Here is a 14,984-nt window from a genome sequence, read left to right on the forward strand (position 1 = left end):
CCTATATCGACAGCTTTTCAATGCGCTTGCCGCCAACGATCAAGTTGATCACCGCTCGGGTACCGACAATAGCCGTAAACATTGAGGTCAAAATACCAATCGCCAAGGTCACCGCGAAGCCTGCAATTGGGCCTGTACCCACTGCAAACAGAATAATTGCGGCAATAAGGGTGGTGATATTGGCATCAAAAATGGTGCTAAAGGCGCTGTCGTAACCAAAGTGAATCGCCTGTTGCGGACTGCGGCCATCGGCCAGCTCTTCACGGATACGCTCAAAAATAAGTACGTTGGCATCAACCGCCATACCGACAGTAAGTACGATACCGGCAATACCAGGTAAAGTCAGGGCTGCGCCTGGGATCATCGACATAACACCGACAATCATAATCAGGTTGGCGGCAAGTGCCAGGTTGGCAACCATGCCGAAACCCTTGTAGTACAGCAGCATGAAAGCAAGCACAAAGGCAAAACCAAGGACAACGGCGGTCATACCCGCTTCGATATTTTCCTGACCCAGGCTCGGACCTACGGTACGCTCCTCAACGATTTGAATCGGCGCTACCAGGGCACCGGCACGAAGCAGTAGACTTAGGTTATGTGCTTCAGCCGGGCTATCCAGACCGGTAATACGGAAGCTGCGGTTTAGACGGGCCTGAATGGTCGCCACGTTAATTACCTCTTCCACCTTGATCGGCGGCAGGGCTTTACCGTTGGCATCCACTTCACCGGATGGCTTGTACTCGATAAATACCGTGGCCATCGGCTTGCCAATAGCACGCTTGGTGAAAGCGTCCATCTTGGCGCCACCTTTAGAATCAAGCGAGATATTTACCTGCGGACGCTGGTATTCATCTAGGCTCGATTGTGCACCGGTAATGTGACTACCTTCAAGGATCACGCGCTTTTTAAGCACCACGGGACGACCCGTACGGTCCATGATGATCTCTGTGCCTGGCGGCACGCGCCCCTGCATGGCCAAACCCGGATCGGCATCTTGATCCACTTCGCGGAACTCTAGGGTTGCCGTAGCACCCAGGATTTCTTTGGCTCGTGCCGTGTCCTGTACACCCGGAAGCTGCACGATAATACGCTCAGCACCCTGACGTTGTACGTTTGGCTCGGCCACACCAATTTGGTTAATACGGTTACGAATAATGGTTTCGTTTTGCTTGATGGCGTAATCTCGCAGCTCTTTGATGCGCAGCTCGCTCATGGTCACGACAAAGCCACTGTCGTTGTTACTATCGTCGCTAAACACATAGCCAGGATAACGGCCTTGCAGGAACTTCTCCGCGGCGCCTTTATCCTCTTCGCTGCGCATAACAACCTGCACTGAATCGCTGCCGGCAACTCGGCGTATGGTGCGATAACGTAGCTTTTCTTCACGTAAATCCGCGCGGAAGTCCTGCTCCATCTGGTTCAGTGCATTGTCCATTGCGGTCACCATGTCTACTTCCATGGTGAAATGCACACCACCACTTAAGTCAAGACCCAGCTTCATCGGATTACCGCCAATCGACTTCAACCACTCAGGTTGCGCCGGGGCCATGTTAATGGCTGAGATGTAGTCTTCACTTAAATTGTCGCGCAAGATGTCCTGAGCTTTTAGTTGTTGTTCTACGTTCTTAAAGCGAACCAGGATTTGCCCGTCTTCGAGCTTGCTCGATTTGGTTTCAATTTTATTTTCGCTAAGGATGGTATTTACCGAATCCAATGCGCTTAGTGTTGCGTCGGCACCTTTGGCGCCCGTTACCTGAATAGCAGGGTCACGGCCATAGATGTTAGGGGTGGCATAAAGCACCCCTACCGCAAGCACTAAAAGCACGAGTAAATACTTCCATAAAGGATACTTATTTAACACGTATCTTTCCTTTTTATAGTGACTTCATGGTGCCTTTAGGTAGCACTGCAGAAATTGAGGCTTTCTGTACAGTCACTTCAGCTTGATCATTTAAGGCGATGGTTACGAAGTCTTTGTCTTCGGTTACCTTAGTGATTTTACCCACTAAACCACCCTGCGTAAGTACTTCGTCACCCTTGGCCAGGGCGCTCATCAGGTTTTTGTGCTCTTTTACACGCTTGGCCTGTGGACGGTAGATTAGGAAATAAAATACCAAGCCGAAAATAGCCAGCATGATTAGCATTTCATAACCGCCACCAGCAGGTGCGGCACCAGCTGTGCTGGCATGAGCGTTTGCAATAAATAAACTCATCAGGTGTTCCCCTTCAGTATGTAACTATTAATTTTAATGTCTTAATTTACACGCAAGCCCGCTCAAAGGCGGGCTGGCAGTTATTCTGTTTCAGCGAGTTCTGGAACCGGCATATTACGGCGAGCATAAAAGTCCGCCACGAATGCGTCAAGTTCTCCCGCTGCAATGGCCTCACGCAATCCTTCCATCAGGCGTTGGTAATAACGCAGGTTATGGATGGTATTAAGGCGCGCTCCGAGGATCTCATTACACTTATCCAGGTGGTGCAAATACGCGCGTGAGAAATTAGTACAGGTATGGCAATCACATTCGCTATCCAGCGGCGCGGTATCGGTTTTATGCACGGCGTTACGAATTTTCACCACGCCATCGGTAATAAACAAGTGGCCGTTACGAGCATTACGGGTTGGCATGACACAGTCAAACATATCTATGCCACGGCGCACCGCCTCAACGATGTCTTCCGGCTTACCCACCCCCATTAGATAACGAGGCTTTTGCTCTGGCATCTTGTAGGCACAGTGATCAAGGATGTTGATCATGTCTTCTTTTGGCTCACCTACGGATAAACCACCCAAGGCATAACCGTCAAAGCCAATTTCTTCCAGGCCTGCTTGCGATTGTGCACGAAGCTCTGGATACATGCCGCCTTGAATGATACCGAATAAGGCCGACGGGTTATCGCCATGCCCTTCTTTAGAACGTTTTGCCCAGCGCAGCGATAGCTCCATGGAGTCTTTCGCCTGCTTTTCGGTTGCAGGATACGGTGTACACTCGTCGAAGATCATCACTATGTCGGAACCCAGGTCGCGCTGCACTTGCATCGCCTTTTCCGGGCTTAGCATAATTTTCTCACCGTTCACTGGTGAGCTGAACAACACTCCTTCTTCGGAGATTTTACGCATTGCACCCAGGCTGAATACCTGGAAACCGCCTGAGTCGGTCAGAATCGGCTTATCCCAGCCCATAAAGTCATGCAAATCACCGTGTTGCTTGATGATTTCTGTGCCCGGACGCAGCATCAGGTGGAAGGTGTTGCCCAAACAGATATGCGCTCCCGTGCCTTTTAGCTCTTCAGGAGTCATGCCTTTAACCGTGCCGTACGTGCCCACGGGCATAAATGCAGGTGTTTCCACTACACCACGGTCAAAAATCAAGCGACCACGACGGGCTTTGCCATCGGTTGTATCTAATTCAAATTTCATGTGATCCTCAATCGGTCGGAAAAACAGTCCAACTCTACTTAACTGTTGCGAACTTAGGCGCAATTTAACCGCCCGATTCTACCTTTTTTGACACGGCAATACTATGAATTGGGGCAAATCGAAAAAATAAAAGGGGGAGAAATACCAGCGAGTCACCGGCCTTTGCATAGTGGGTAATTCTTGGTGTACGCCTGGCCTTACTTTTGGGTAATAAAAAACCGCTCTTAAGAAGCGGTTTTTTTAGTTAAGAACATGGCATCGCCATAACTAAAGAAGCGATAACGCTCTTTTATGGCCTCATGGTAGGCATTCATAATATGCTCTTGCCCCGAGAACGCACTGACCAGCATGATCAGGGTAGACTCAGGCAAGTGGAAGTTGGTGATCATGGCATCGACCACATTGAAATGGTAGCCGGGGAAAATAAAGATATCGGTGTCGCCAAAATAGCTTTTAAGCTCACCGCCGCCCATTTTCGCCGCTGACTCCAAAGAGCGCACCGAAGTTGTCCCCACGGCAATAACTCGACCACCACGAGCCTTGGTTGCCTGCACCGCTGCCACCACCTCTTCTGGCACTTCAATGTATTCCGAATGCATATGGTGGTCGCTAACGCTCTCCACACGCACCGGTTGAAAGGTACCGGCTCCCACATGCAGGGTAACAAAGGCCATTTCAATGCCTTTGTCTTTAAGCTGCTGCATGAGCGCTTCATCAAAGTGTAAGCCGGCGGTCGGTGCCGCCACTGCACCGGGCTTTTCACCGTAAACGGTCTGGTAACGCTGCTTATCTTCATCATTATCGGGACGGTCGATATACGGCGGTAAAGGCATATGGCCAATTTGCTCCAGGGTCTCCAGCACCGAGCCCTGGTCTTTCAATTCCAACTCGAAAAGCTCCCCCTGACGGCCGAGCATTTCCATTTCCGCTTTCCCTTCTAGCAGCAACATGGTGCCTGGCTTGGGCGACTTGCTTGAGCGCACATGGGCCAGCACCCGCTTGTCATCTAATACCCGTTCGACCAGTACTTCCACCTTGCCACCGGAGGCCTTATTGCCGTGCATACGCGCTGGGATCACCTTGGTATTGTTAAAAACCAACAGGTCGCCGGGTTCGATAAAGTCGATAATGTCTTTGAAAATATGGTGAGAGGTTGTCCCGCTGTTACCATCCACCTTAAGTAATCGGCTTTGGCTACGCTCCTTTTGTGGATAACGGGCAATTAACTCTTCGGGTAAATCAAAACTAAAATCGGCCACTCGCATGTCGGGCTCTCCAGGGTGCTGAAAATCGCGCCAAGTCTAGTGATTCCCCAATCCGAAATCAAGCGCACTAACTTGTCTGGGCTTTTGATTCACTATAACCTACAGTTCTTACATATATTTAAGTCTCTTAGGTAGTATCCATGGCGACGCCTCTCAGTTTAATGATCATCAATGCCAATGCCGCCGAGCGCGAGGTGGTTAAGCGCACATTAGGGCGCTTAGATGTCTTTGAGGTGATTGAACAAAGTGACTCGCAACAAGCCTTACAACTACTGAAAGAGCGCCCCGTCAGCTTAGTGATCACCGGCCTTGATGTGGGCAAAATTGATGGCTGGCGCTTTTCCCGCATGGTGCGCTCCGGGCTGTTAAAAACCCCCAAGCATACCCCCATAGTGTTAACGCCCCCTTTTTACTGCGAGCGTATCGCCGAAACCACGGCGCGCAGTTATGGCATCGATGCCGTGGTGCCCATAGAGCGTCAGGACTTACTACCGCAAACCCTTGCCAATGTGCTCTCGACGCAACTGGAAAAATCAAGCCGGTTAAAACTTTTACTGTTAGAGCCCGACGCCGCCAAAGCCCAACAGGTGAGCGATGCCTTGGCTCTCAACTTTGCGGTACAGGTGTGCGATAGCGCCACTGACACGCTCGATACCTATCTTCAGGGGCTCTATGCAATTGTGCTGCTCGACGCCAGTGTCGCCAATGCTGCCAGCGCCAACACCCTGGTGCAGAACATTCTTGCGCGAAACCCAAGTCAGGCCATAGTGACCATTATCGACAGCCAGGATGCGGATTATGCCGAGCAGCTGCTTTTAAGTGGCGTCACCGACTTCGTCCGTCGCCCCTACGATAACGCTTTATTGATGAAGGTCTGCGATCATGCCGCCCGTCGTGAAGACTTTATCGCCAGCTATGGTGAATTTGAAAAGAAGGTGGCGCAACTCAGCCAAAGCCAGCAAAAGTACAAAGAACTCTACTCGGCACACCAGCGGATCCTGATGCACCTTAATACCGTGGTAATGGAGCTCGACGAGCACGGGCGCATCAGCTTTCTCAACCCGGCCTGGGAGGCTAACACCGGCTTCGGCCTTAAGCACAGCATTGGCACACGCCTGGAGGACTACTGCTATGAGGCTCATAGGCCCAGACTGAATACCGCCTTGGGCGCCGTCTTTAAGGCGCAAGCAAAACGGCGTAAGGTTGAGCTACAGCTACAGGCCAGTAATGGCCAACTGATTTGGTTTGAGTGCCGTTTTCAGCATGTCAGTGATCATAATCACAGCGCCGTGATCACCGCCTCTATCGACAATATCGAAGAACGCAAACAAGCGGAGCTCAAGCTGCAACATTTAGCGCTTCACGACACCCTCACCGGGCTGCATAACCGCTATTACTTCGACTTGCAGCTCAGTGCCCTGTGCCAAGCAACCACCGGCGACGACCTTCATGCGCTGATCTATATTGATCTGGACCACTTTAAGATTATCAACGACAGCAAGGGGCACCAGGAAGGCGACACCGTGCTTAAGGAAGTAGCAGAGCTGTTTTTACAACATATCGAAGAACAGTACCTGATCTTTCGCATCGGCGGCGATGAATTTGCCATCTTATTGCCCGATACTGCGCTACTCGATGCCCATATGGTCGCCGAAAGCATCTGTGTCGCCATCGATGGTCACCAGTTTCAATGTCAGGAGCAAATATACTCCATCAGTTGCTCCATTGGCGTAACCCAGATCTCGGCACAAAACAACGATGCCAATGAATGTTTAAAGCAGGCCGACATCGCCTTGTATATCGCCAAGAGTCAGGGTCGCAACCTGGTACACTGCTACGACGCCAGCGATTCACACAGTAACGCCATGCAATCCGGGCTGGAGTGGGGCCATAATGTGCGCTCTGCATTGCAACAGGATAATATTGAACTGCACTATCAGCCGGTTTGGGATATCAAGCGCTCACGCATCGCCTACTATGAGGTCTTGCTGCGTCTGCGTATTAACGGTGAGCTTATCTACCCCAACCACTTTATTCCTGCTTTGGAAATGCTTAACGACAGCTATTTGATGGATCAATGTGTGGTGCGCTCGGCCATTCGCGATTTAAGCGAACATCCAGAAATTCAGCGCGTTGCTATCAACCTTTCGGCGCAATCTCTGCTCGACGACCGCCTGCTGCCACATATTAAAACCATGCTTTATGACCACGGCGTTGACCCCAAACGCGTGATCTTTGAAATTACCGAAAGCGCCAGCGTTGGCAACCTGGAAGCAACGCGTGAGATGATCCTCGCCCTGAACGCCTTGGGCTGTGATTTCTCTATCGACGACTTTGGTACCGGCTTTAGTACCTTCGACTATCTCAAACGCCTACCGGCACAGCATGTTAAAATTGATGGCTCTTTTGTCCGCGACATGCAACGTGATCCCATAGACTACGCCTTGGTTAAGGCCATTAATGATATCGCCGCCTCCCTCAATAAGGGCTCGGTTGCCGAATATGTGGAAAACAAAGAAATCTACCGCATGCTTAAGGAGATAGGCGTAGATTATGCCCAGGGTTACTTTATTGCCAAGCCGGCTCCCCTCCATGCCCTCGAAAACAACCAAAAAATAATCACTGCAAAAACATCAGACTAAGTGCTAACTGGCTATTTTTTAGCTAGTACTCCTATTGCTCTGCACACGCTTGTCTATACTGAGTAGTTCATGGTCTGTCTGAGCTCATTGCGGCAATCGCCGAGGTGTAAGTAAAACGACCATAAATGCGCTAACCGTGCCAAAGGCAAAGCAGCCAAGGTGGTGCGGTGTATACAACTAATAATGGCCCAACAATGGAATGTGGCAAAACCAGTCTACTGGTTCAGGAACTCCGCGTCGCCGCCTGTACTCAGGGGTGTGGAAGACTACAAATAAAGGAAATCGGCATGTTTTTTTTAGTTACTCTACTTTTGTGCGTCAACCTGTTTATAGCCGGGCAATGCTATATGCATGCCAAACGTAAAGGCTATCCGGTGAAGCTCTTTCTCGCTTTGGGTCTAGTGCCCTACTTTAATTTAGTGGTATGGGTGTACCTACTGTTTCTACCGGCCCTGGAAAAACACCAATTTGGCTCAAAAACAACCCTGTAGTTTTCACTACAGGGTGTTAGGTTGGGTGTATGGTTTAGGAATCAAGGTCTGGGGCATATAGTCTGGACTTATGCTCCGAATGGGGCTCACACTTAGTGCGCGCAACCCACCTACAGCCGCTTGCACGGCCGTCCGCTATAATGCGTATTGCTTGGCTCTGCTTAGCAAACCTTTATGGTCCAGCTTGCCACTTACACAACGGTTGATATCAGCCTTTTTAAATACCACCATATGCTGATTACGCGACTGATTAAATTGTACATTTACAAACTGCTCATCATTGATGTCGCGCATCCCCACACCATAATCACAGAGGCTACGGGCGACGCTGGTAAGCGCTTTTTGTAATTGCTCCTGCTGCTTTTTCTCTTGTTTTTCCTTATGTTTTAAGCGCTTCTCTTTCACTTCTTTTACCAGCACCTTATTTTTAGCATCAAGGGCATCTTTCTTTTCGCGCAACTTAACGACTTCACGTTCTATTTCCTGCAACTGCTCGGTAAGCTCCTTATCGTTATCCTGCAGCTTGGACTGAATTTTGAGCTCCCGCTGCTCACGGTTCAATTCACGAATGCGAAAGCTCAGCTCTCTTTGCGCTTCGGCAGCAGCGCGCATTTGTTCCGATTGCTCGCGGATATCATCTAACGAAATAATGATCTCTTTCGTCTCGGTACCAACGACTTCTCCATTAACGAATTCCATATGACCGTCATTCATGGTCACAGAATCGGCGGTGATCACCGCCTCGGGCGGCAGTGGCGGTAACGGCATATCCTCGAACTCACTGACAAACACAAAGTGGTTATCCAAACGAATCCGGTATAACACTCCCTGCTCGGCCAAATAGGTGCTGGAGACCTGCACCGAGTGCTGGTCTAAATCCTGTTTCAACGCCGTGCCAAGGATATTTTCCACTATGCCAATTTGACGTTGCACCTGGTCAAACTCACCGGCTTGCGCCACGCCAGCAAAAGCACTTACACCGAGCGCAACGGCGCTTGCTATTATGTATTTTTTCATCATTTACTCTCTGTGTTGTAAGCCGTGCTATAAGGCGGCTGTTGTTCAATTTGTTCTGCAATATCATTGAGCTGCATACGCAAATAGGCGTTATCTTGGGCGCGCTGGGTGTTGATGTAATCAACCAGGGTCGCCATGGCGTTTTGTCGCTCGCTGCGGGCAATATCTACGGTTTGAGTGGCTATATCCGCTAGGGCTTGCTTTTGCCACTGCGACTGTGCCATAAGGGCCTCACTTAACTGCTGCATCTGCTGTTTTTGTACCGCCAGCGTTTGCCGTTGCTGTTGAATTTGCGCCACCAACTGCTGGTTCGTGCCATATACCTGGTAACCACCAAAGAGCATGGCAAGGCTCATGACGCCAGCGGCTACCCAGGGTAAATACTGACTTGAGGTCGGTGTCGATGGAAAGACCAGCTCAGGCAGCCAATGCGTTGGAACCGCTTGTTCTTCAAGCCGTTCGACAGCCCCCTGCCAATACTCGGCCTGTTTAAGCAAGGATCCAAACATAGGGTCGTGAGTCAGTGCCGCCATTTCATCCGCGCTCAACACCTCACCTTCCAAATATCGGGCAAAAATCGCTTCAAGATCATTTTGCTTAGCCATCATTAACCTCCAATTGCGGCTTTAAACGACCTAACGCCGCGTACAAACGTGTTTTTACCGTATTGGTCGATAAATCCAACTGCTGGGCAATGTCGTCAAAGGTACAGTGTTGGAAAAACTTCATCTCAACCACGACCCTTTGCTCGAACGGTAATTTGGCGAGCTCCGCTAACAGCTGTTGATTTTGTTGTGCCTGCATCAGCGGGCGCTCCATATGCAGTACGTTACTGCAGGGCTCAACCACCTCGTCCATATTTTGATGCTGTCGATGGCGGCGAAAATGCTCCGCTGACTTGTTATAGGCAATGCGAAACAACCAGGTATGCAGCTGGCTATGACCGTTAAACTGGCTCAACCCTTGATATGCACTGATAAAGGTTTCCTGCATAACATCAAGGGCATCGTCGGGATGTTGAAGCAACCTGAGACACTGGTTATACAGCCTTTTCTCGTGGCGCTTCACCAGAGCAAGCCAGGCTTTACTGCTACCGCTTTGCGCTTTTTTTATTAGCCGTTGTTCTGAGTTAAATATCACGTAATTAGGCAATCAATTGATTGTGTTATTAGGTTAGTTGCAAGGCAGCTGGAAAAAGTTTGGAAAAATTTAATTTATTTATAAAAAAAGCGGCCTAAGCCGCTTTCAAAATACTGTTATTCACTACCCACGGTGCAGCAGGTGCGAAGAAATTCGCCCACCTTATCACTGAATAGACGAAAGTCGCCGATACGTCCCGTGGTCTTACGCCAAATCAAACCAACGTCACGGTGCGCATCGGAGCCCGAGCTCACCGCCAACAAAGGCTTGGAGTCTAAAATTCCGGCATTCAGCGCCATTTGCGGTAAGAAGGTTACGCCAAGCTTGTACTCCACCATGGAAAGCAGGGTATGCAGATTGCTGGCCTCAAAAGGATTAATGCAACTGGCGCGCTCTAAATTACAGGCACTCAGGGCATGACCCGTCATACAGTGTTCGCGTTCCAGCAAAAACACGCTGTGCTCCGGAAGCAGGTTGTAATCCAGTTCCGAATCAATGTGATAGTCCTTATGATGCACCAGGTAAAATTTATCCTTGGCGAGAACCTGGGTATGAAAACGACCTGTTTCATATGGCAAGGCCAGTAAGGCGATATCGATATGGCCATGCTCGAGCTTATCAAGCAGGTTATCACTGGTGTCTTCTACCAGCACCAAGTCCAGATCTTTAAAGGTTGCCTTACAATAACAATGCAGCGGCGCAGCAATAAAACTGGCGATGGTGGGAATAATGCCGATAGTGAGCGAGCCGCTCAACGGATGCAAATGGCTGCGAGTAAGCTCTTTAACGCTCATGGTATCGTCAATGATCTTCTTCGCCTTTTCTACCACTTCCTCGCCAATAGCGGTAAACATCAGGCTACGATTTTCCCGCTCGATCAACTGCACCCCAAGGTTTTCTTCGAGGTTTTGAATGGCACTACTCAGGGTCGACTGACCTATATAGCAAGCGGCGGCGGCGCGGCCAAAATGCTGATGCTGGTGTACGGCTAAGAGATACTGAAGCTGCTTAATACTGGGTAGGTTCGTCATATTTATGCTCACAAATAAAAAGACCCCAACACCTAGGGCGTTGAGATCTTTTCAAGCTAAAAGACTGTTTAGTCGTGGTAGGCGATTGACGCCTACGCTTTATACGCCAAATGCTGTTCGTAATATGTAGAAGATTACAATAGCAAGTGCGGCACCAACAGGCAACGTAATTACCCAAGAAACAACGATATTTCTTATTACGCTCATATTAAGTGCAGCAATACCGCGGGCCATACCTACACCCAATACCGCACCAACCAAGGTTTGCGTGGTAGAAATAGGCAGACCCGTACCCGAGGCGATAACAACGGTAGAGGCAGCGGCAAGCTCGGCAGCAAAACCACGGCTAGGCGTTAGGTGAGTGATGCCTTCACCAATGGTTTTAATTACCTTCTTACCTAGTAGCGCAAGACCAACAACGATACCAATACCACCAAGAGGTAGAATCCACCAGGCAAGGGCTGCTTTCTTAGCGATTTCACCATTGTTTTCAACAATGTTAACTACCGCAGCAAGTGGACCAATAGCGTTAGCTACGTCGTTTGAACCGTGTGCAAAGGCCATACAACAGGCGGTCAGAACCATTAATACCGCAAACACTTTTTCAACGTTGTTGAACTGCATTTTCTTGTCAGCTTTCGGGTCCATCTTCAAGCGTTGGATAACGATTTTACCGATAATGGCAATAACAACGGCAATGCCGATAGAAAGCAGATAACCTTCCACTGCGCCCATGTTAATACCTATGTGCTTTAAGCCTTTTTTGATCGTTACCAGCGACATAACAAAACCGGCCAGACCCATATACAGAGGTACAAAACGCTTGGCGTTCTCAAGCGGTTTTTCGGTATCGAAGATCAGCTTTTGTGCACTCATAAAGATAAGGTAGGCGATAAAGCCAGAGATTGCCGGGGTGACAATCCAGCTACCTACTATGCCTGCAACCTTAGTCCACTGAATCGCTTCACTGCCCACGGCAACAAGGGCGAAACCAATGATGGCACCAATGATTGAGTGAGTAGTCGATACAGGCCAGCCTAGGAAAGAGGCGATCAATAACCAGCTACCCGCTGCAAAGAGCGCGGCAATCATACCCAGAACCATGAGCTCAGGGATATCAGCAAATGGGGCGGCATCAATAATACCTTTACGGATCGTTGATGTTACTTCACCGCCAGCCAAGTAGGCACCGGCAAATTCAAAAATCATCGCAACGATGATTGCTTGTTTGATCGTTAGAGCTTTAGAGCCCACAGAAGTACCCATGGCGTTGGCAACATCGTTTGCACCGATACCATAAGCCATGAAGAAACCTACCGCTGCGGCTACAAGCACTAACACGGTACCGTAGGACGAAATAATATCCATCAGAAAAACCTTATTTTTTTAACTTTGTGTGATTTAACACCGAGCCTTTCACTGGGTTAAATCCTGGCAATGTTAACGGGCTAACAGTACTTCTAAACGAGCACCTACTCGTTCAGCGATATCTGCTAAATCACCCACCCATTCGATGATCTTGTATAAGAACATCACGTCAACGGGATTCATTGTGTCTTCGATGCGACGTAATTCATGACGCAATCTGATTTGCATGTCGTCAGTGTCTTGCTCAATAGCATCAAGCTCGACAAGCATTTTTTCCACCAGTGTTACTTCGCGACCACGAAAACCGGTTTCCAACAACTCGTCAAGTTCATTGATAGCTTTTGATGCTTGTTTTGTTGCATCCACACAACGAGATAAGTATTGCAAGAAGTCTTTTTGGATGGTCTCTGGGATTGTCATCTCACGACCGACAACACGACCGGCAATATCTTTTGCTTTGTTAGCAATCTTATCTTGATGAGTGATCAGCTCGAGGAGATCGGTACGCTCAACTGGAAGGAACAAACCACGTGGCAAGTTAAGACGGATTTCACGTTTTAACTCGTCCGCTTCACGTTCTAGTGAGCGAATTTTAAGGCGCAATTCTTCCGCTTCATGCCACTGTTTTTCAAATACACATTCAAAAAACGGAATAAGCATGGCGCTGGCTTTATGCACCTTTTTAATATGATCTTCGATTGGTTTAATAGGCGATTTTGCAAAAACCCCTAAAAACGCATTACTAGGCATAACTGACCCTTTGAATCTTAGTTTGCAATAAAATCGTCATAAATAAGTCATAGAAACGTCTTAGGATTACTCCTATAGTCGCGGCTAATCTAAATTTATTTTCGATTTGCATCTTTATGCTTCGGGCGTAATTTTACCTTATTAATCACCCAAACGCATGAATTTTCATGCTCAATTCATCATTGTTTTGCCAACTCAAAGGCAATGAGAAATATAAGCATGAAAAAGGGCAAAAATCCTTTCTGCCCTGGCATTTTTACTACCCGTTAGATGGTTTTCGCAATCGTGTCCTGTGACACGTGGCGAATGTCTTTACCCTTAACAAAGTAGATTACATATTCGGAAATATTCTGGCAGCGATCGCCAATACGCTCCAATGAACGTACCGACCAGATCAGCTCCATTACACGAGGAATAGAGCGTGGGTCTTCCATCATGTAGGTCATGATCTGACGCGTCAGCGCTTCGTATTCACGGTCGACCTTTTCATCGGCCTTGTGTACTTCAAACGCTTTTTGCGCGTCCATACGAGCAAAGGCATCGAGCACATCGTGCAGCATTTTTGACACCAGGCGACCCATGTTTTCCATGTTCACCAACAAGCCCTGCTGATCCTTGGTAAAGGAGTCCAGCGCAACCTTGGCGATGCGCTCGGCTTCGTCGCCGATACGCTCTAAATCGGCAATGGTTTTTGCAATGGCAACAACCAGGCGTAAATCGCTCGCCGCCGGTTGGCGCTTGGCGATAATGCGTGTGCATTCTTCGTCAATATTGACTTCCATCGCATTCACACGGTAATCGTTTTCTTTGACCTTCTTAGCCAATTCAGTATCGCCTTTGGCGACAGCGTCAAGCGCACTATTTAGTTGCTGTTCAACCAAACCACCCATGCTCAATACATGGTTACGCACATTTTCCAGCTCTTCGTTGAACTTACCAGAGATGTGCTTATTAATATTGTGTTCCATAATGGCCTTCTTAATTCTTACCTAATAATGATAGCAAGCATTGCTACGCCCATCACAGCTTAACCATAACGACCAGTGATATAGTCTTCGGTTTTCTTTTTACTCGGGGTGGTGAACAGGGTATTGGTATCGGCGTACTCAATCAATTCACCCATATACATAAACGCGGTTTGATCCGATACACGTGCCGCCTGTTGCATGTTGTGAGTAACGATCACCACGGTAAACTTGTTCTTTAATTCGCTGATCAGCTCTTCGATAACCAAGGTTGAAATTGGATCAAGTGCAGAGGTCGGCTCATCCAGAAGCAGTACTTCAGGCTCGATGGCGATTGAACGGGCAATCACCAGACGCTGCTGCTGACCACCGGAAAGGCCAAATGCGCTGTCGTGCAGTCGATCTTTTACTTCATCCCAAAGAGCTGCGCCGCGCAGTGATCTTTCTACCACTTCGTCCAGCTTGCGCTTGTCTTTGATGCCTTGTAACCGCAGGCCATAAACCACATTCTCATAAATCGACTTAGGGAACGGGTTCGGACGCTGGAATACCATGCCGACATTACGGCGCAGTGCCGCCACATCGACGCGCTTGTCGTAAATGTTCTCACCGTGCAGCAGGATTTGACCCTCGATACGACAGGTATCAACCAGATCGTTCATGCGGTTAATACAACGTAAAAGTGTCGATTTACCACAACCCGATGGACCGATAAAGGCGGTTACCTGGCCCTTAGGGATATCCATGCTGACATCGCTAAGCGCTTGCTTGTCGCCGTAGTAAAGATCGAGGTTTTTAATCTGTAATGCAGTTTGCTCTGGCGTCAGATTAGTTAAGTCCAACTTTTGCGTGTTCGCTGCGTTTACTTCGGGTGCAACTGTAATCATAACGTTTTTA

The 14,984-nt window shown here is 48.8% G+C and carries 14 protein-coding genes; 2 read left to right on the plus strand and 12 right to left on the minus strand.

What is annotated here, in order from left to right; all coding sequences use genetic code 11:
* Nucleotide 1: 1 nt before the first annotated feature.
* The 4 genes from secD to queA form a co-directional block, all read right to left on the minus strand.
* Nucleotides 2-1,861 (minus strand): protein translocase subunit SecD, encoded by a 1,860-nt coding sequence (secD, locus tag C2M29_RS00780; RefSeq protein ID WP_105187902.1) that lies wholly within the window; start codon nucleotides 1,859-1,861, stop codon nucleotides 2-4.
* A 13-nt stretch (nucleotides 1,862-1,874) separates the two neighbouring features.
* Nucleotides 1,875-2,213 carry a preprotein translocase subunit YajC gene (gene yajC, locus C2M29_RS00785; protein ID WP_105187903.1) on the minus strand — a complete coding sequence of 113 codons (339 nt, stop codon included), beginning with the start codon at nucleotides 2,211-2,213 and terminating at the stop codon, nucleotides 1,875-1,877.
* A gap of 80 nt (nucleotides 2,214-2,293) precedes the next feature.
* On the minus strand, nucleotides 2,294-3,418 hold the full coding sequence (gene tgt / locus C2M29_RS00790; RefSeq protein WP_105187904.1) for a tRNA guanosine(34) transglycosylase Tgt: 1,125 nt from the start codon (nucleotides 3,416-3,418) through the stop codon (nucleotides 2,294-2,296).
* Nucleotides 3,419-3,642: 224 nt separating this feature from the next.
* Nucleotides 3,643-4,683: a tRNA preQ1(34) S-adenosylmethionine ribosyltransferase-isomerase QueA gene (gene queA / locus C2M29_RS00795; RefSeq protein ID WP_105187905.1), complete on the minus strand. Its 1,041-nt coding sequence runs from the start codon at nucleotides 4,681-4,683 to the stop codon at nucleotides 3,643-3,645.
* Between the two features lie 140 nt (nucleotides 4,684-4,823).
* Between queA and C2M29_RS00800 the strand changes: the two genes are divergently transcribed.
* Nucleotides 4,824-7,325, plus strand: coding sequence for a two-component system response regulator (locus tag C2M29_RS00800; RefSeq protein ID WP_105187906.1), 2,502 nt, complete (start codon nucleotides 4,824-4,826; stop codon nucleotides 7,323-7,325).
* Between the two features lie 287 nt (nucleotides 7,326-7,612).
* The gene (locus tag C2M29_RS00805) at nucleotides 7,613-7,816 is read left to right on the plus strand and encodes a hypothetical protein (RefSeq protein ID WP_105187907.1); all 204 of its coding nucleotides are present in this window, start codon (nucleotides 7,613-7,615) and stop codon (nucleotides 7,814-7,816) included.
* Between the two features lie 135 nt (nucleotides 7,817-7,951).
* Here the strand turns inward: C2M29_RS00805 and C2M29_RS00810 are convergent, their stop codons facing one another.
* The 8 genes from C2M29_RS00810 to pstB all read right to left on the minus strand — a co-directional run bounded on the left by C2M29_RS00810 (nucleotide 7,952) and on the right by pstB (nucleotide 14,974).
* Nucleotides 7,952-8,836, minus strand: a complete 885-nt coding sequence (locus C2M29_RS00810) for a hypothetical protein (protein WP_105187908.1) — start codon at nucleotides 8,834-8,836, stop codon at nucleotides 7,952-7,954.
* On the minus strand, nucleotides 8,833-9,441 hold the full coding sequence (locus tag C2M29_RS00815) for a hypothetical protein (RefSeq protein WP_158684624.1): 609 nt from the start codon (nucleotides 9,439-9,441) through the stop codon (nucleotides 8,833-8,835). Before C2M29_RS00815 ends, C2M29_RS00810 begins: the two co-directional genes overlap by 4 nt.
* Nucleotides 9,431-9,973, minus strand: coding sequence for an RNA polymerase sigma factor (locus tag C2M29_RS00820; protein WP_105187910.1), 543 nt, complete (start codon nucleotides 9,971-9,973; stop codon nucleotides 9,431-9,433). The genes C2M29_RS00815 and C2M29_RS00820 overlap by 11 nt, the downstream gene beginning before the upstream one ends.
* A gap of 116 nt (nucleotides 9,974-10,089) precedes the next feature.
* Complete coding sequence (locus C2M29_RS00825) at nucleotides 10,090-11,004, minus strand: hydrogen peroxide-inducible genes activator (RefSeq protein ID WP_105187911.1); 915 nt, start codon at nucleotides 11,002-11,004, stop codon at nucleotides 10,090-10,092.
* A 99-nt stretch (nucleotides 11,005-11,103) separates the two neighbouring features.
* Complete coding sequence (locus tag C2M29_RS00830) at nucleotides 11,104-12,372, minus strand: inorganic phosphate transporter (RefSeq protein ID WP_105187912.1); 1,269 nt, start codon at nucleotides 12,370-12,372, stop codon at nucleotides 11,104-11,106.
* Between the two features lie 72 nt (nucleotides 12,373-12,444).
* Nucleotides 12,445-13,122 (minus strand): TIGR00153 family protein, encoded by a 678-nt coding sequence (locus C2M29_RS00835; RefSeq protein WP_105187913.1) that lies wholly within the window; start codon nucleotides 13,120-13,122, stop codon nucleotides 12,445-12,447.
* A 266-nt stretch (nucleotides 13,123-13,388) separates the two neighbouring features.
* Nucleotides 13,389-14,090, minus strand: coding sequence for a phosphate signaling complex protein PhoU (phoU, locus tag C2M29_RS00840; protein ID WP_105187914.1), 702 nt, complete (start codon nucleotides 14,088-14,090; stop codon nucleotides 13,389-13,391).
* 59 nt (nucleotides 14,091-14,149) lie between these two features.
* The gene (gene pstB / locus C2M29_RS00845) at nucleotides 14,150-14,974 is read right to left on the minus strand and encodes a phosphate ABC transporter ATP-binding protein PstB (protein ID WP_105187915.1); all 825 of its coding nucleotides are present in this window, start codon (nucleotides 14,972-14,974) and stop codon (nucleotides 14,150-14,152) included.
* Nucleotides 14,975-14,984 lie beyond the last annotated feature (10 nt).

Origin of the sequence: Pseudoalteromonas sp. T1lg48, from assembly GCF_002964785.1 — a bacterium.
Classification (GTDB): domain Bacteria; phylum Pseudomonadota; class Gammaproteobacteria; order Enterobacterales; family Alteromonadaceae; genus Pseudoalteromonas.